At 49.4% G+C, this 15,697-nt stretch carries 17 protein-coding genes; 5 read left to right on the forward strand and 12 right to left on the reverse strand.

Translation table 11 applies throughout. The annotated features are described in order from the left end of the window. The 5 genes from ACXAET_RS22255 to ACXAET_RS22275 form a co-directional block, all read left to right on the forward strand. Window positions 1-792: hypothetical protein (locus tag ACXAET_RS22255; RefSeq protein WP_475190858.1), on the forward strand; the 792-nt coding region annotated here is incomplete at its 5' end. 86 nt (window positions 793-878) lie between these two features. Beyond that, window positions 879-1,916, forward strand: coding sequence for a hypothetical protein (locus tag ACXAET_RS22260; RefSeq protein WP_475190860.1), 1,038 nt, complete (start codon window positions 879-881; stop codon window positions 1,914-1,916). A 493-nt stretch (window positions 1,917-2,409) separates the two neighbouring features. Beyond that, window positions 2,410-3,708, forward strand: coding sequence for a hypothetical protein (locus ACXAET_RS22265; protein WP_475190863.1), 1,299 nt, complete (start codon window positions 2,410-2,412; stop codon window positions 3,706-3,708). A gap of 159 nt (window positions 3,709-3,867) precedes the next feature. Beyond that, window positions 3,868-4,179: a hypothetical protein gene (locus tag ACXAET_RS22270; protein WP_475190866.1), complete on the forward strand. Its 312-nt coding sequence runs from the start codon at window positions 3,868-3,870 to the stop codon at window positions 4,177-4,179. Continuing rightward, window positions 4,169-4,414, forward strand: a complete 246-nt coding sequence (locus ACXAET_RS22275; RefSeq protein WP_475190871.1) for a hypothetical protein — start codon at window positions 4,169-4,171, stop codon at window positions 4,412-4,414. Before ACXAET_RS22270 ends, ACXAET_RS22275 begins: the two co-directional genes overlap by 11 nt. A 44-nt stretch (window positions 4,415-4,458) precedes the next feature. Here the strand turns inward: ACXAET_RS22275 and ACXAET_RS22280 are convergent, their stop codons facing one another. The 12 genes from ACXAET_RS22280 to ACXAET_RS22335 all read right to left on the reverse strand — a co-directional run bounded on the left by ACXAET_RS22280 (window position 4,459) and on the right by ACXAET_RS22335 (window position 15,697). Next, complete coding sequence (locus tag ACXAET_RS22280) at window positions 4,459-6,351, reverse strand: type IV secretory system conjugative DNA transfer family protein (protein WP_475190875.1); 1,893 nt, start codon at window positions 6,349-6,351, stop codon at window positions 4,459-4,461. Next, window positions 6,344-6,502, reverse strand: a complete 159-nt coding sequence (locus ACXAET_RS22285) for a hypothetical protein (protein WP_475190878.1) — start codon at window positions 6,500-6,502, stop codon at window positions 6,344-6,346. Before ACXAET_RS22285 ends, ACXAET_RS22280 begins: the two co-directional genes overlap by 8 nt. A 12-nt stretch (window positions 6,503-6,514) precedes the next feature. After that, the gene (locus tag ACXAET_RS22290) at window positions 6,515-7,528 is read right to left on the reverse strand and encodes an ATPase, T2SS/T4P/T4SS family (protein ID WP_475190881.1); all 1,014 of its coding nucleotides are present in this window, start codon (window positions 7,526-7,528) and stop codon (window positions 6,515-6,517) included. A gap of 101 nt (window positions 7,529-7,629) precedes the next feature. Continuing rightward, window positions 7,630-8,463 (reverse strand): TraB/TrbI/VirB10 family type IV secretion system protein, encoded by an 834-nt coding sequence (locus ACXAET_RS22295; RefSeq protein WP_475190884.1) that lies wholly within the window; start codon window positions 8,461-8,463, stop codon window positions 7,630-7,632. Between the two features lie 11 nt (window positions 8,464-8,474). After that, window positions 8,475-9,158 carry a hypothetical protein gene (locus ACXAET_RS22300; protein ID WP_475190885.1) on the reverse strand — a complete coding sequence of 228 codons (684 nt, stop codon included), beginning with the start codon at window positions 9,156-9,158 and terminating at the stop codon, window positions 8,475-8,477. Next, a complete protein-coding gene (locus ACXAET_RS22305; RefSeq protein ID WP_475190888.1) occupies window positions 9,155-9,973 on the reverse strand; it encodes a TrbG/VirB9 family P-type conjugative transfer protein in 819 nt (272 codons plus the stop codon). Before ACXAET_RS22305 ends, ACXAET_RS22300 begins: the two co-directional genes overlap by 4 nt. Continuing rightward, window positions 9,973-10,725, reverse strand: coding sequence for a VirB8 family type IV secretion system protein (locus tag ACXAET_RS22310; RefSeq protein ID WP_475190891.1), 753 nt, complete (start codon window positions 10,723-10,725; stop codon window positions 9,973-9,975). The genes ACXAET_RS22305 and ACXAET_RS22310 overlap by 1 nt, the downstream gene beginning before the upstream one ends. After that, entirely contained in the window at window positions 10,634-11,686 is a 1,053-nt protein-coding gene (locus ACXAET_RS22315; RefSeq protein WP_475190894.1) for a TrbL/VirB6 family protein, read from the reverse strand. The genes ACXAET_RS22310 and ACXAET_RS22315 overlap by 92 nt, the downstream gene beginning before the upstream one ends. Beyond that, complete coding sequence (locus tag ACXAET_RS22320) at window positions 11,683-12,183, reverse strand: hypothetical protein (RefSeq protein ID WP_475190896.1); 501 nt, start codon at window positions 12,181-12,183, stop codon at window positions 11,683-11,685. The genes ACXAET_RS22315 and ACXAET_RS22320 overlap by 4 nt, the downstream gene beginning before the upstream one ends. After that, the gene (locus ACXAET_RS22325; RefSeq protein ID WP_475190898.1) at window positions 12,180-12,926 is read right to left on the reverse strand and encodes a type IV secretion system protein; all 747 of its coding nucleotides are present in this window, start codon (window positions 12,924-12,926) and stop codon (window positions 12,180-12,182) included. Before ACXAET_RS22325 ends, ACXAET_RS22320 begins: the two co-directional genes overlap by 4 nt. A 133-nt stretch (window positions 12,927-13,059) precedes the next feature. Next, window positions 13,060-15,426, reverse strand: a complete 2,367-nt coding sequence (locus tag ACXAET_RS22330; protein ID WP_475190899.1) for a VirB4 family type IV secretion/conjugal transfer ATPase — start codon at window positions 15,424-15,426, stop codon at window positions 13,060-13,062. Continuing rightward, window positions 15,419-15,697 carry a VirB3 family type IV secretion system protein gene (locus ACXAET_RS22335; RefSeq protein ID WP_475190902.1) on the reverse strand — a complete coding sequence of 93 codons (279 nt, stop codon included), beginning with the start codon at window positions 15,695-15,697 and terminating at the stop codon, window positions 15,419-15,421. The genes ACXAET_RS22330 and ACXAET_RS22335 overlap by 8 nt, the downstream gene beginning before the upstream one ends.

Below are 15,697 nucleotides of genomic sequence, written 5' to 3' on the forward strand. Positions count from 1 at the left end.
CAAGACGAGGAAACAATCAGCCCTGATCTTAAAGCCCGCGTGATCCAGCATATTGATGATCATCAACACATTGAACAGGGCAGCGGAACGCTCTCAGCGATGGCCGATATAGTCGATCACAAAGCCTATCAGGCGTCAGAAAACTACTCGCTGCCAACAGAGCGTTACGAGGTCTATATGCGGGACACTTTAGGTGACGACGTGACCGACAGTTGGGTGTCAAAGTCAGCTACAATAATGCAGTCCATCGACAAGATGGAAGCGTTAGCGCGCGAGGTAGAAAACCCTCATTTGCGCGTCTCAATGGATATTCGGATAGGTGAACTAAAAGGCGAGGTAGCCAATATGCGGCCTAACGATCCCGAGCTTACAAACTATATCATCGAGGATAACCGCTATTCGACAATGATGGGTATGGGCACCAAGCAAATGGACGCACTAGATTATCCGGAAGCCGGAAAATGGGCAGCTATCCGCAATGACCTCAATAATACGGCCGAAAGTTATGGCCTGGACGGTGAAAAGTTTATCGCTCGCTTCGGCGATCATCATAACATTAGCCTGGGAACAACACTAAGCTGGCGAGCCGAGGATATCGAGACAGCATCCGCTCACTTTAAAGCTCAAGGAATGACTGACAGTCACAGACATGCTGAGGATGTCGTCACTCAACTGCATCAACATGCTTCTTCTCGCATCATTGAAATATCTGAAGAACTCTCGCAGGTTCATGCCCGAGAAACGCACCCGCTTGTACAAGGGCGCGGTGACGACGACGGACACAGTTTGTAAGATCACAACCGGTCTGCTCGATAAGCGCGCCAACGCTCAGAGCAGAACCATCATTGAGTTATCCATCAACTCGCAAAGGAAAAACTATGGTTTCTCGTACAGAATATCTCTTGGATGAAGTCGAGCATTTCGCGCCTTACTCTCGCTTCGATCAATCCAAACCCCGCGAAGATCGTGTATCCGATCAGCTAGCCACCATCATGCAAGAATATAGGGCCATGGGCTATGACAACGCTGCAATCGGTAGCCGACTAACTGAAATAGAAGAACAGGCATATAGCCGCGTAGACGAACATTCAGCGCAAAAGCAACTGGTTGAACAACTACAGGCGCAGATAAGCACCGCAGAAAGGGCAGGGGAGACGGTAGATCCAAGCCAACTACAAGCGTTGGTTTCACAACATATGAGCGATGCCCAGCATTACGAGCTGCATCATCCTTACTATTCGTCCCTTGCAGACTTGTCGGGCGATAAAAACTTTCAGGATTCCGACGATTACCAGTCTCCGGTGGAACGCTATACGCAATACATGCAAGTAACTCTGGGTCCCGACACTTTCGAAACCTACGAACATCATACAAAGGAAGTCGTAAACTCAATCGAGACCATGGAACGGTTGGCACAAGAGGTAGATAATCCCCATTTGCGCGCCGCTATGGACGTCCAGATCGGAGAGCTAAAGGCGGATGTCGCCAAGCTACGCCCTCATGATAACGACCTGCAGGCGTACACTCTGGCCGACAATAGTTTCACTACACCTATAAATGCGGCCGAGCTGAATAACCTGGACCCGACAGAAGCGGAAAAATGGTTAGCAGTCCGCGACGACATTGTTGCAAGCGCCAATAGCATCGGACTCAACGGCGAACAGTTCTTAGCTCGATACAATAGTCATGACGCCATTTCGGCCGGCACAACCGCAACTTGGCGAGAAGCCGATGTTTCTACCGTAGCCGCACATTTAAACAGCCAAGGAATTCCCGACAGTTACAAACGCGCCGAAGCTGATGTCGGAGAGCTACACCAGGTTTCATCAAGGAAGATAGCCGCTGTGGTGCAAGACATCGTTCACACCCGAGAGCAAGCGACGCATGTCCACGAAAACGACGGTCACAGTCTCTAGTTACGAGGGATTATGAATGCAAATCGATCAGTGTAACCACGACAAGCAACCTTTCATCCGAAACACTTCAATGATCGGCCATAATAATCCTCCACCAGAGAAGACTATAAGGCCCGACCCTGAAACCGTTTTTGGGCTGCGAGCTGCATGGCTTCGCTTTGCTGAAAAAAGGGAAATAGTGCGTCTTGCGCGGTTACACGTGCGTATCAATCGCAAAGAACAAGCCTTGAAAGACTTGCGAGCCGAACGAACAACAATCATGAACCGGTGCATTCGAAGAATGCGCCGCGCCTCTGGCAAAAATTAAGTGTATTGTACTTGAAGTAGCGACCAAAAATGACATTCTCCAACAGAACACAACGGGAAAACTGCACCCTCTGTTGAGGCTAAGAGGAACCATTTCTCCAATCACCATAGCCCAAAATTGCGCCTTGGAGGCGAGTCATAACTCGCCTATATATTGTGCTTGCTGCAATATCGGAAGGAAGTGATTGTGTCCCGTTGGTCTGATGAATTTCACAAACACCCCATCCATCAACTACTGATTCAAGCTGTTGAACACTTAGAAGTTGACGTTGCGGCGACAAATGCCGCTTTTGAGGATGAAAGACGGCGACTCAAGAATGTAATAGGTAACTTGCGCGCCGTGGTGGCCGAGTTGGATCCTGAGTTTTATCCTCAGCAGTGGCTGGACCAGATTTACCAACATTTTAACGCAAAAGTGTTGAATCAGCTACAAGCATACTCCACCCAGAAAGATATTGGTCCATTACGCGCAGCGAATGACGCAGCAACACACTACACGCCACATATCTTCCACCTGGCGGCAATGTCCCGACCTCAGGAAGTACAACAAACAATCGATAATGCTCAAACGGCGTTCACATCATTTACAGCATCAATAGAATCGAACGCAAAAGAGATAAAAGAAAGACTCTCATCACTCGACACACAGTTATCTGAAGTCAATGAAAAGGCAGCAAATCTAGAACAAAAACTCACCGATCTAGATACATCTCTAAGCGAAAAGCTAACAGAGTGGCAACAAGACTTCACTGAAAACCAAACGACACGCGCCGAAGAGTATTCCGAGACACACATCAAACGCGAAGAAGAATTCTCAAAACATATAGCCGAACAACGTGAGAAATTTGATCGTCACCGAACTACGATCGTTGCGGAGCAACAGCAACTCTTCGATACCGAACTGGACGCTTTCAAGCTAGTAGCGAAGACTGCCAATGAAGACATGCGCGAAAAACAGGAAACCATTCGCAATCTGCATAATTTGGTGACCGACGAAACGGTCACGGGTGGATATCATAGGAGCGCACAACATGAGGCATCAGCTGCAAACTTCTGGCGGTTCGGATCTATCGGATGTCTCATAGCCACAGCAATATGGCTTGGTATCAAAACCAAGACCGGTTTTCCGCCTCTTGAGGATGGTGGCTTGAATTGGCCGGACATGATTACGGCGTCATCACTCACAGCCATCTTTCTCTACACGGCAGGATACATGTCTCGCCAGTCGAAGATGCACCGCCAAAATGCGACTTTGCTGCGTTCTTATGCGCTTGAAACACAAGCCTTAGACCCATTTATTTCCAGCTTGGAACCAAAAGAACAACAGACAATCAAAGCAGAGTTGGTGCGGCGCATGTTTGGACAGCAGAACGTGAACGGTAGTACAGAACCAACTCATCTGGATGACGGAACGGTCAAGACTTTAGTTGACAAGGTATCAGATAACGTCGTCGACGTAGTGCGTAAGCTCATGGACAAGAGCTAGGCACTCTGTCGACCGTTTTAACTGTCATTAAAAAAAGGTTCAAACAAAGCCAAACGGACGCCCTGATAAATTACAACTGGCAGCTCACGGACTATTCAAATGTGTACTAACACCAGCAACTGTATGCTGAACCTATAGGCGACGAACAGGTACGTTTACTTGAATCGAGATACCGAAATCCTAGGCTTCCTAATCATCCTTGGCGCATTTTGTTGGTTTGTTTACATGATTGCTAAGGTGATTTTGCAACAAAACGAACGCAAGGAAGCCATCAGATCAATGCGGAAAAACTTAAAAGAACGACCAATCGATTTTACCCTAGAAGTTATTCAAGGAATTGCTCTGATGTCACTCTTCGGAAGCATTATCCTCTCAACCTTCAATTTAGTTAACCTTGAGAACGAACTCCTCTGGATCGGCGGGGTAATGACGGCATGCTTCATCCTCGGATTTTTTACGCATGGAAAATAGCACGAAACAAGGAACAAAGATGAACACACTCTCATATTTAGTGATCGAGTACGCCCCGTCTTTATTAAACGACCACAAGCCTACGCCCGTTAGGATGGACGGTCACTACTCTGAGCGTGGAGATGCAGAATTAATTGCAAAGGGATGGGCTAAAAACTCAATTGCTCCCGGAACACGAATAGTGGTTGTAGAGATCGTTGCTGAAACGAAGATTCCCGACTACTGGAAAAGCTGACAGTAGCGAAGCTTAGCATAACTATCGTCGTCAGTTATACCGACTCAAGCGGCGGTATTTCGCCTTACAGGCGACGTCTTGGTCTTCCCTCGCAACAAATCTTCTGCTGATCGGATGTTATCTTTAGCAACCTGATCCTGATCACTAAAAGAACTCATGACATCCTTATCCTCGTCAGTGAGTTCTTCTCTTGGAACAGATACCGGCGTGGTTTCGGACAGTGATTTTGCTGTATCCTGCGCTTGCTCATAAGAAATATCACGGTGCGAACCCCTAATTTTAGGAGCTTCACCACCTAAAAATTGAGTAAAATACGGGTCATCGAAGTATCGAATTTTCTTCGCTATCACTGGCATCTTGCCTTCTCGGATCAGTACAACCTCATCTTCTGGCAACCGACCGACATGTTCCGGACGAAGTAGGCGAATACCTTCCTCTCGCTCCGAAATGCTGCCCATTTCCATTTTACCAAGTGCCCGCGACTTCGATCTACTCATTACAGTTTTGTCACCGATCGATCTGGACACGTGTTCTCGTACCTCTGAATCTTCCGAGGCTGCGAACATCTGTGTGCCGGCATTGGCCAGCATCGCCCGTACACCTTCATGTCCATAAATGTCCTGAAGGCGCGACAGTGTTTGCGAAATCACGATGATGCGCCCGCCGAAGGATCGCATGGTGTCATATGCTTCCACGACACGCTCAAGATGGCCTAACCGTTGAAACTCATCGAGCAGAATCAAAACCTTGAACGGCTCATCCTCGCCCGGTTCGTGGGTTTCGATAGTGTTGACCAGATCGAGGAAGAATAGGCGAATGAGCGTCCGGAACTCTTTTACCTTTTTTCCTGGCACAGAAAAATAGATCGAGGTGGGGCGCCGACGCAGATCTTCAAAATTTATGTCATTGCCCTGCGTGGCCCTTGCAACAGATGGGTTGCGCCAGAGCTGAAGACCGGAGTTGTTCATAACCGAAATCGTAGACCGCAAAATTTTGGATTCTTCGGCTGCAAGATTCAGAAACTCATCTGCTGCCCGGGCATAACCTACTTCTTCGGCCATCTTTTCGTATTCCCTCTGCTTGGTCGTTTTGACCAGGCGCAGAACCTCAGAAACATACGGTCGATTTCTCTTAATCGCCAACATCGCCATCGCGCAGAACATACCTTCGACACCGCCCAAAAAACTCTGTGCCGACGAGCTGGGCGTGTCGAACATTTGTGTCGCGACCTGAATTACTTCTTCCCATCGCCTGTCCAGGTCATTGGTACGGGCTGCACGGCGTAGCGGATTATAGCTATGACTTTTTTCCGGATTTTCCGGATCGAACACAAAGACCTCATCGCCCATTGCCGCCCGTCGTGCGCCAGTTGTCTGGAATATCTCACCTTTGATATCCAGAACCACACAGGAGCCATTGAATCGAAGGACGTTCGGGATCACAAAACCGCTGGTCTTGCCGGAGCCAGAAGGCGCAATGAACATCGCGTGCGGCTTTTGAACGTCCGGGCCGGGTTTATAATAAACAGCGTTTTTGTCTTTGGGCTGACCAAATTTCGCAAATACGATTTCACTATCCAGCCGATCTTTCAGTTTTAACACCGAGGCATATCCCTCTTTGACGAGCTGAGGGGCCTTAGCGAATGCGGCATCACCATACTTTGTGGAAGGACCACGCAGCGCAGCCGCTACGAAAGCAAAAGTCAAAACACCCACGACCAACACAGCAACCCCGCCCATGACCTGTTGAGTCAATGCGGGTTGAGCCAGGAACTTTTCTGGGATTGACCAAATATCCAGGCCGCGAAAGCCTCTGGTATTGATGTATTCCAATGACAGGCCGATTACCAAAACCGCGCAAGAAGACGTAGCTATGAAGGCCATAGACCCAGCTATCGCTACCTTCTTATTCTTAGGTAACTCCTGAAAATCAGCCATCTGTCAGCTCGCGCTTAAAAAAACACCGGATGCCGAACGCCACTCGTACAACTCCAACCATTTCCCACCCCTGCTGCCCAAAGTTAGCCAAGGCATCAGATGCGCTATCTCTTTCCGAAAGAAACGCATCCCTGTACTCAAATTTTTTCATATCGCTTCCTCTTTATGTAAGCTGTTCCGCAGTCATCAGCGGCGGGAAGATCACCCCGTTCACCTTCCGCTCGTCCCCAATTTTTTTCATGTGAACGATCATGTGAATAGTTGATCGGATATCATCGACCACTTCTGCTTTTTGCACGGTTGGAGATCCGCGACGGACCATCTTGCTCAATCGTCCAACAGCATCGATCGGCGAGTTCGCATGCATAGTGCATATCGAACCGTCATGCCCGGTGTTCACCAATTCCAAGAACATATTGGCATCGTCACCACGGATTTCTCCGCAAATAAGACGGTCCGGCCGCAACCGAAGCGCTGATTCAAGCAGCTTTGTTGGCGATCGAGGTCCGTTGTCCTCCGATCGATCAGCTAACAAATTGACAGCGTTCGGTTGCTCAATGTCCAATTCGGCTACTTCTTCGATGGTCACAATCCGTTCTCCATGATCGACATTCTTTAACATCGCATTCAGCACGGTAGTTTTGCCCGAAGACGTGCCGCCGGCTATAATCACGTTCCATTTATTGTTCATCGCGAAGTCGCACAATTTCTCGAAGCTGATGTCATCGAGGATAACCGCTCCTCTTATTTCCTCTAAAAAACTGTGATCGTTCGTCTCTGACAGCGCTCCTTTGCCTTCAGCAAAACTGAATGCATCCAGATCTACCGACTTAACGCGGAGCAAGCGGATTGCTACACACCCAACGCCAGTCGTCGCTGGTGGAATAACAACCTGTACCCTTGCTTTGCCCTGTTGGGTCGGCACATTAGCCGTCGCAATGGGTTTCTTTTCCCCGAAGGTCACGCCACTGAAACCAGCTACGCTTCGCCCGATATTCTCTACATCGTCTCTCGTCAGAGTAATATCGGTCTTTGTCATCTGAGTTTTACCCATTTCTTCTACCCAGACTGTTCCATCAGGATTTATAGAAATTTCGCTAAGATTTTCAGCAAGTAGCAGGTGCCTAATCTTGCCAGTATAATGTTCCAGGAGGGTCTTGCCGTTCTGCACGTTCATTCATCAGTCCTTGATATCGGATAAAAAAAAGCCGCCACCACACTTAGAAAAGCTGGCAGCGGCCGGAAAAGATGCTGTCGTGTTCGCCTTACACTCACGCATTAAAAACTATCGAAAACAACGTCCCGTTGCAGGATCGCACTGATACGACTGCCTTGATCAACAAAGATAGTTGGAGTGATACGAAGGTAATCTCCAAGAACAGCCGACGTTGAGTTCTGCAGGTTCGATCCTACCTGAGTAGCCAAATCTGTCTGCACCGAGTTGTTGCTATCGTTATCCGCAACCAATGCCACAGGGGCAATTCCGATCACAGACAGTAAGGCCGCGGTGCCAAAACGCTTACCAAAATGTGTGTTTACGATACCAGTTGCGCCAGTCCTGCCTTGACCATCTGTAGCCGCCGACCCGATTTGCGCAGATAAACCATCAGGAGTGATAACCCGGCTCCAAACAATCAAGATACGTGTTTGGGCCAAAGTCGTGTCAGCGCGATACTCACCGTACAACTTTGTTCCTCGTGGAAGCAAAAGACGCGACCCGTCCATTGAATAAACCCCACGCGTGATCGTAGCAATCACACTACCGGGCAATTCTGAACTCACTGCTCCGCCAAAAACCGCTGACAGCACCGTCCCTTGAACAAGCGTCCTGGATGGATCGTCAATTACTGAAGCCCCGACAATTGGCGGGAATTCTTCGACCAGATTGTTTTGCCACGTCGTGTTTGGGTTTTCTTGATACCCACGCTGTTCTTCAGGCAAACGTGTGTCATCAACCTGACCTTGAAACGATTGCGGCGCAGTAGGGAAAGGTTGGAAAATTACTGGTTGTGACGCGCCGTTAATAGGCTCGTAGGCTTGTCCCGATCCATCCTGCGCAAACGCTCCTGAGGTCAAAGAGACCAGCGCAACGGAAAGTATAGATTTCTTCATCCTCAGCTCCATTAGTTCCTGCCATATGGGTTTTCGTCGAACACAATACCGTCCGATTGATTTTGCCGCTGGCGCAGCCTCTTAAGTTCTTCGAGTCTTATACGTTCATCTTCGGTTAACCCTTGCGCCTGCAGATGGCTTACACTCGCAAGAGCACGAGCTTCCGCATCGGCAACAGCCTGCGCCAATTCGGTTTGAAACTTCCTTTCACGTTCATCAAATCTTACTTGAAGGCGTTCGTTGCTCAGTTTGAGCATCGCAATTTCACCGTCTTTTTCCGAAATAGAAACCTTTGCCTTCGTTACTTCATCCTGCAATTCGGATATCCGGCCGTTCTGAAGCTCGATGGTTTTCAAAGCATCCTTCAACCCCTCTGAATCGATCTGCACTGGCACCGTCGCCGGCGTAGCTACCGCAATCGTTTCGGGCAATTCCTCTGACTCAGGTTCATCAACTTCAGGTCCTCTGGCCGTCACCAGCCCGTACCGCTCACCACCGTCTCGTTGCAATGCATCTACTCGGACCCCTGAACGGGTGTTTTCGCTATCGTTGCCAAGGACGAACCACGCAAAACCAGCGAACACCGCACCCGCCATCGCAACCGTCAAAAGTTTCTTCCCGTCAAACTTTTTACGATTACGACTGACAGGGCTTTCGGCCGCGGCGCGCGCCTTTACCAAATCATCGCGGTTCATTTTACACCCGACCCGTTATTTCCAACGGTTTGGACCGAAACCGGCCGACCAGCAGCAGACGCTTGCTGAAATTCGTCGCCATCATTTCGAACACAGATCGACGTATCTTCGATGCGCAAAGTCCAAAGATCCGACAAACCTTGAACTTGGATTACACCGCGCTCCTTTACCGTCGTGTTTACCAACAGTTCACGCCCATCAGGCAGGACACGAAAGATGCCGGGTAGCTCAGCTTCCTGGGGAATTTGCATATAAGTATGAACGCCATCATCCCATACGGCAGTGGGGGCAAAGTCGGCCTTCCCCGACCGTGAGTAATTTTGGTTTACGAACCGGCCTGTTGGTTTGGGTTCACTCCTGGCAACCAAGCCACGACGCGATGAAGCTCCTCCACTATTATTGGAATAGAACGTGACCCGAAACGGTACCTTTCTACGTTCAGCGTCACTCTCGGCCGGTACCAAATAAAAGTTGTACGTCCCACGGTTTGTCAGAACGGTCAGGTTTGAGTCCGAGTTCAAGATTTCAGGCTTGAACGCAATTACGCGACCCTCCTGCAAGCGCGTGATTTGAAAACTTTCAGTATCGCCCGCACCGATGCTGCGCACGGTTTCGCCCTGCGGAAAATGAACATAGGTAATAAGTCTTTCACCAACCGGAATGCGATACACTTGGTTCTCAACATAGCGGAACTGCGTAATACGATGATCTGCATTTCTGCCATCAGGTTGAGGTGTAATTTCGGCCGCCAAAGGCGCAGATAAAGATAGAGTAACAGCGCCAGCGACAGCGAAAGTATTGAGAAAGTTGAGCATCAGAGGTTCCCTACTGCATCTACGCGATAATTGGTGACGATGAAGCCGAACGGATTTTCAAGTAGCTCATCCATCGACGTTACGATTTTTTCCTCAAACCCATAGGTAACAGTGACAACGTAGCGAGCTGAGGCAGTAGCTTGGTTAGGCGTGATCAGTGACTTCCGAATCTCAACCTGAACCGTCTCATCATTGACAGCCGAAACACCCAGGATATCGGTCAGAACCTTTGTTTTCGGGGTATAGATTTCGTCTGGATGGCTGTCATTCGAAGCGTCCCATAAATCACGATAGGACGTTTCTGCTAGGTCATCAGAACGACGCAGAACGGATTTCAGCCGTTCATTGTTATCCTGGACATCATAGGTTTCCCGATCGCGCACATAGTTCGCAACTTCCCGAAACGCCATCGCTTCCGACGGTTCAAGTTTTTCAACCTTTTCCGTCAGCAAAACCGGCAATTTGGTTTCAGGATCAATGGAGAACGGTACCGCCCGAATTTCCTTCAAAGGAAGGAACATTGCCCAGCCAATCATTGAGGCTACACCCATGGTCATTCCAACCATTCCAAAGACCTGCCATTTAAACGCATCGCGGCGGGCACCCAGAAAGAGTTCTTTTTCATGATCCGTTACATGTGACACTTGCTCTATCCCTCGCTTATGAAGATTTTTCTCGCGCAGTCCGAATACTCTGCCTGTAGCGATCAGCAGCGTAGCTTTGACGAGCAGCAGAATCCTGATTGCGCGCATTATGCGCTATATTTCGACGCGCTTGCATGGCTCGCGATGCGCTATCACGCAATCCGCTTCCATCGCGCGCTGCCGAAGCCATCGCAGCCGCCGTCTTACCGGCCGCTACAGTCCCACGGCCACCGTCAACAGTAGAACCCAATGCGTTTCTTGCGGCAGACACCGCGCCGGTCGCAACGGCCAAACCTGAAGAAGCAGCCACAATTGCACCCGACAAACCCCCCGCAACAGAGGGTATCTGCGTCAGCATAACGATCGAGATTATGCAAACCGCCAAGAACCGGCCACTGGCTGTCATATTATTTACGTTCTCAACGTTGGTCAGCTCGGCAGCAAACAACGATTGTATAAGTGAGACGATACCCGTCAGAACAACGATAACCATGATCAGACCCACGGTCGTTTTCGCCCAGGCCGCAAAAATGCTGGCAGTCGCAGAACTTAACAGCGTTGCAATAAAGACAGGCGCAAGGCCTAGAAGCACTGCAATTCCACCTTTCGCTATTAAGGCGAGCCCCGTGCCAAAAGCCACAATAATAGCGCCTACAACCCACAGAACCGCACCTGTGATACTCAATCCCCATGTGGCGTTTTCTATGGCTGTTTGTCCAAGTGTGAAGCACTGATCCGCAATGTCATCAAGAGCTTGCCAAACATTCGTAGTGCCAGTCAGCGCCCCGGCAAGGCTATCAGGCAGGCTTTGAATGCCGTTGTAAATCGGTTGGAAATACGACCAGCTAGACGCCATGCTAATGATAATTGTAATGCGGATCGCCCATCCGATATATCCGCCTAAGCCGATTTCTCTGATCTGAAGTACACCGTTAATCAGCATCGCGACAAACAGAAGACCAGCAATCGACCATAACGCTATCTGAAGATCAGACGATAAATTGCTGAATGCATCTTGCGAAAAACTACCAATAGCCGTCTCAATCGAACTTACAAAATCCTGGATCATGAACCACACGCCTCCAACAAGGCTGAACTCATGCTGTTCAATCTGTGTTTCTGCTCAACTTTGACATCAGACAAATGAGAAGACGGAAGGCTCCAAAAGACAGAACTATCAGCACCAACAGCTTCCATAGCATCACGCCGGCTCATCTTTTCTAGCGGACACTCGTCGTCAAATACTTCACCTGCCTTACGCAAAACGCATTGTTCTAAGGTGTATTCATGAGCAGCGATGATTTGTTCGTTGGTGATCGCAACGGACCAGTTATCCACCAGGTATTGCTTATCGCGTGACTGGCCCGCTTCGGCCATACGAGACTGATCATCTTCAACGAATTTCTTAGCCACGTTGTTGATCGCAGAATTGCCGAAACACACACGATACTCACCAAACGGCCACATAACATTAGGCGTTGGACGCAATTTTACTTGCGCAACTGAAGCATTGCCAAAACTACAAGCCAAGCTTAATGCCGCTAGGAAACCCGTCGACAACCTCATTGCGAGCCTCCTCTGACATAATTACTAAGTGTTGATTGATCAGCCGCATTCGAAGCAAGATCAGTGCCGGCTGCCAAAGCACTAGCAGAGTTAACGCGTAAATTCTCGATTTGTACCTGTAGAAGCTTCAGCAATACCGCAGTGTTAAAATCTATGGCTTCTTTCAGATTTTCTTGCTGTCCTGCTTCCGAGCGCAACTGTTCCGCATCTTCGGACAACTGACTTGCGACATCATATCCATTCTCGCCCAAGGCCGATGCGGTCAAACCAGCACTGCCTCTTTCCGAAAGGATACGACGCGCTGGTACATCAGAACTGCTAAACTCCGATAAGATACCGCCATTCAGGCCGAGATTTATCGAACGCCGTTCTATAGATCGAGAAGCACCAACCGGAAGGCCTGAAATACCATCTTCGGTAGCGTCCAAAGCATATTCCAGCGTTTCGGCCGCAGACGCCAGTCTAAGAAACTTGCGGCTACTGAAATCATCAAGATCAGTAAGACCACTAATGGCCTTGAACGAATTTTCCAGCAAAAGACGCTGCTGCTCCAATTTTTCATATTGGTTTAAGAGCTGTTCGTATTGCCGTACCATTTCCGCTACTTCCTTAGCGGAATTGGCTATATTCTGAGTAATTGCCGCCGAGTCCACTACCGGCACTCCCTGCGCCATGACCGAAACCGGCGAACAAAACAAAATTGCACCGGTCAGAAATGACCGAAAATTAATCAAAGCCAACATCAGACAAGCTCCAAATTTTCGGGTGGGGCCAACCGTTCGAAATCACAGGCACATTTACTGCGATAACCTGAATAGGTGCTGGTACAACCAGCCACTGTTGCTAAAACAATGAGCGTAAGAATAACGCGCGAACTCATTTCATTTCCTTCCAAAAGTTGGGATTTTGCCGCCAGTCTGGGTCAGAGAAAGATTTTCCGTCTGATCCACTCAGAACACGAAGAAGCGGGCCGAGAGTACCCACATCGACATCCAGCCAAACGCTTTCGTCGCCTTTTTTCATAAGCATCACGCGGTCGCCAAAATGCGCCCTTAGCGCGCCAAGCTCTGCCTCATTCAACCCTATTGAACGATAATCCGCTTCATTGCCGGATCGAGAAGGGAACAAGAGCTGCGTACTGGTATTTTCCAGGATCGACTTGCTTGCCGCTGATGACAGGATGTGATCCGGGATCTGCGTCATCATCATCATCATGACGTTCAGCTTCCGGTACGTCGTATAAGCATTCTTGAGAATTTCAGCGCCGTAAGGATTACCAGCGATCACCCACGCTTCATCGATAACAAAGATGGTTGGTGTTTTTGTCGCGCAGCGACGTTCAATTTGACGCATGACATAACTGATCCATGCCAAACGCACCAATTCGTCGCCAAGAACCTCCGATATATCGAAAACAAGGTGTCGATCGTCAGAGGCAAACGGATCTGTACCACCTTCGCCGAACATCCAGGATAACCGGCCGCCATCTGCCCACTCACTCGCTCGCTTGAAAAGGTTCTTACCATCATCGAAGGCCCTGAATCGTTCCACCAGCGAGCTGAAATTCTGCAATTGCGGAGGCAAGGTCGCATTCACCTGGCAAGCCTGCGTAATTTCGTCTTTCTGTTCAGCCGACAGTTTCTCATCATAGCTCATCAGAGCTGTGACCCAATTTGCAAGCCAGCTTTGACCGGCCTCATCCGTTTCCGTTTGAAACGGGTTCATGCCTGTAGGTTCGCCCACCCTAACGCGAGTGTACTGAGCTCCGAGCGCCCGCATCGGGGCTTCCATTGCCCGATCTTTGTCAAACGCAATGATACGCGCCCCTTGTGCAACCGCACATGTCGCCAACAACATCGCAATAACAGTCTTGCCTGAGCCGTTCGGACCTAAAACGATCGTATGGCCCGAGGGCAGGTTTTCAGCATCGCTACTGCTTTTCGGAAGGTGTAGCGAAACATCGTAGCTATCCCCTTGCGTCGTCGGGAATGTCGCCAATGGCCCCGGCCAAGGCAGTTTAACCGCGTCCAACCCCTTGGGACGCATATGGAATGCAACCATGTCCGCAAAGTTTTGATCTGTGATCAGTTCTTCACGCGGACGGAACGAGAAATTGCCGGGATGTTGAGCGAAATATACCGCCCGTGCCGACAACGCTTCACGCTTGACCGTACCGCCTGAAATCTGAACTTCACCAATAATGTGCTTCTCCGCAGTTTTCAGATCTTCTTCAGACCCAAAAACGCAGATCGATAGGTGATGCTTGCCCAAAGACATTGTGCCCGAAGCAATGCCATCGGCCAGAATGGACAAGTCTTCTTCAAGTGACTTTGCCTTATCGCCGGCCGAACGCATCTGGCCCGATTTTCGACGTTCCATTTCTTGAGCTTGAGACCGGCTGATAGGAAGGAACGATTGTGAAATCACGACATCGACCGGCAGGTCTAAACCGTCGAAGATGCCAGGGAAGGAAACAAGCGGATAATTCTTCAGCGAATAAACGCGGATCGCTCGCTCCTGGTCATCGCCAGACATGAGCTTGGCGGACTTGCCCTGAAACAGCACATCTTCTTGCGGCATGTTGAAAGCAATAGGCTCAGCGATGTTCGTATGAACGATCGGCTGATACCGACCGTTTAATAGCATTCCATAGTAACCGAGCCACCGGCCGTCGCTAAGCTTCAACCGCTGAACACGATTTTCGCCAAGAGTACCCGCAAGCGTCAAGAACACGCTGTCGAGCTGTTCAACCATTTCGCGCCGTTCTTCATCGATCGAACCAGACGAAAAACCAAAGATCTGTTTTGTTCGTTCATCCTGCCGTTTTTGAAGAATGGCACTGATAACGATTTTACGTTCCTTTAACTCCGCATCGAGCGCCGACGTTCGCATGGCTTCTGCCACTGCACCCGCGAAGCCGCTTGTATCTGAGACAACGTGACCAGTGTTTGCCGGAACAGTCAGACGATGAACGTAGAAAGCAACTTCATTGGGCGTAGCACGTAACACCCGCTCAAAACGTTCAGCCAAAAATTCGAACTCGTTTTCATCAAGCGTGTTCGCATTTATACCCGTGATTTCAGCAGCCCCAATAAGACCGCCATTTCTTGTAGAAATAGCCTCGTCATCGACAACGTAGCCATAGGGCAACATTTGGAAGAGGCTCATTTCTTCCTTGCGCCAGCTTGGTTCCACCAACGACCGGGCAAGAGTCCACAGGTCTTTTGCTGCAGGCTTAGGCACTATAAAAATCTCCCCCATGATGACGACGGTTTTTGGTACGTGGAGTTTTGGAGAGGGTTACAGATAAGACCCGGTAGAACGCCGGTTCCCATTCGTAAAAAAGACGAAGTCCCGTATAGAACACAAAACCTGAGATTATCGCTGCCGCCATACCGAGTACAAAGAACGACAACATGGTCAGACCAAGGATCACCAACAAATAGATCACAGGTAAGCCGCCCCATTCAGCGGAACGGCTTAGACCGCGAAATATTGTATTGCGACGCGGCAT

The sequence above is a fragment of the Ruegeria sp. AWH4_226 genome, assembly GCF_056159225.1.

Bases quoted from the DNA above. Each gene is read 5' to 3' on its own strand.
- ACXAET_RS22260 (WP_475190860.1), top strand. From the start codon at position 879: ATGGTTTCTCGTACAGAATATCTCTTGGATGAAGTCGAGCATTTCGCG.
- ACXAET_RS22275 (WP_475190871.1), top strand. From the start codon at position 4,169: ATGGAAAATAGCACGAAACAAGGAACAAAGATGAACACACTCTCATAT.
- ACXAET_RS22280 (WP_475190875.1), bottom strand. From the start codon at position 6,351: ATGGCTGATTTTCAGGAGTTACCTAAGAATAAGAAGGTAGCGATAGCT.
- ACXAET_RS22285 (WP_475190878.1), bottom strand. From the start codon at position 6,502: ATGAAAAAATTTGAGTACAGGGATGCGTTTCTTTCGGAAAGAGATAGC.
- ACXAET_RS22290 (WP_475190881.1), bottom strand. From the start codon at position 7,528: ATGAACGTGCAGAACGGCAAGACCCTCCTGGAACATTATACTGGCAAG.
- ACXAET_RS22295 (WP_475190884.1), bottom strand. From the start codon at position 8,463: ATGAAGAAATCTATACTTTCCGTTGCGCTGGTCTCTTTGACCTCAGGA.
- ACXAET_RS22300 (WP_475190885.1), bottom strand. From the start codon at position 9,158: ATGAACCGCGATGATTTGGTAAAGGCGCGCGCCGCGGCCGAAAGCCCT.
- ACXAET_RS22305 (WP_475190888.1), bottom strand. From the start codon at position 9,973: ATGCTCAACTTTCTCAATACTTTCGCTGTCGCTGGCGCTGTTACTCTA.
- ACXAET_RS22310 (WP_475190891.1), bottom strand. From the start codon at position 10,725: ATGCGCGCAATCAGGATTCTGCTGCTCGTCAAAGCTACGCTGCTGATC.
- ACXAET_RS22315 (WP_475190894.1), bottom strand. From the start codon at position 11,686: ATGATCCAGGATTTTGTAAGTTCGATTGAGACGGCTATTGGTAGTTTT.
- ACXAET_RS22320 (WP_475190896.1), bottom strand. From the start codon at position 12,183: ATGAGGTTGTCGACGGGTTTCCTAGCGGCATTAAGCTTGGCTTGTAGT.
- ACXAET_RS22325 (WP_475190898.1), bottom strand. From the start codon at position 12,926: ATGTTGGCTTTGATTAATTTTCGGTCATTTCTGACCGGTGCAATTTTG.
- ACXAET_RS22335 (WP_475190902.1), bottom strand. From the start codon at position 15,697: ATGCCGCGTCGCAATACAATATTTCGCGGTCTAAGCCGTTCCGCTGAA.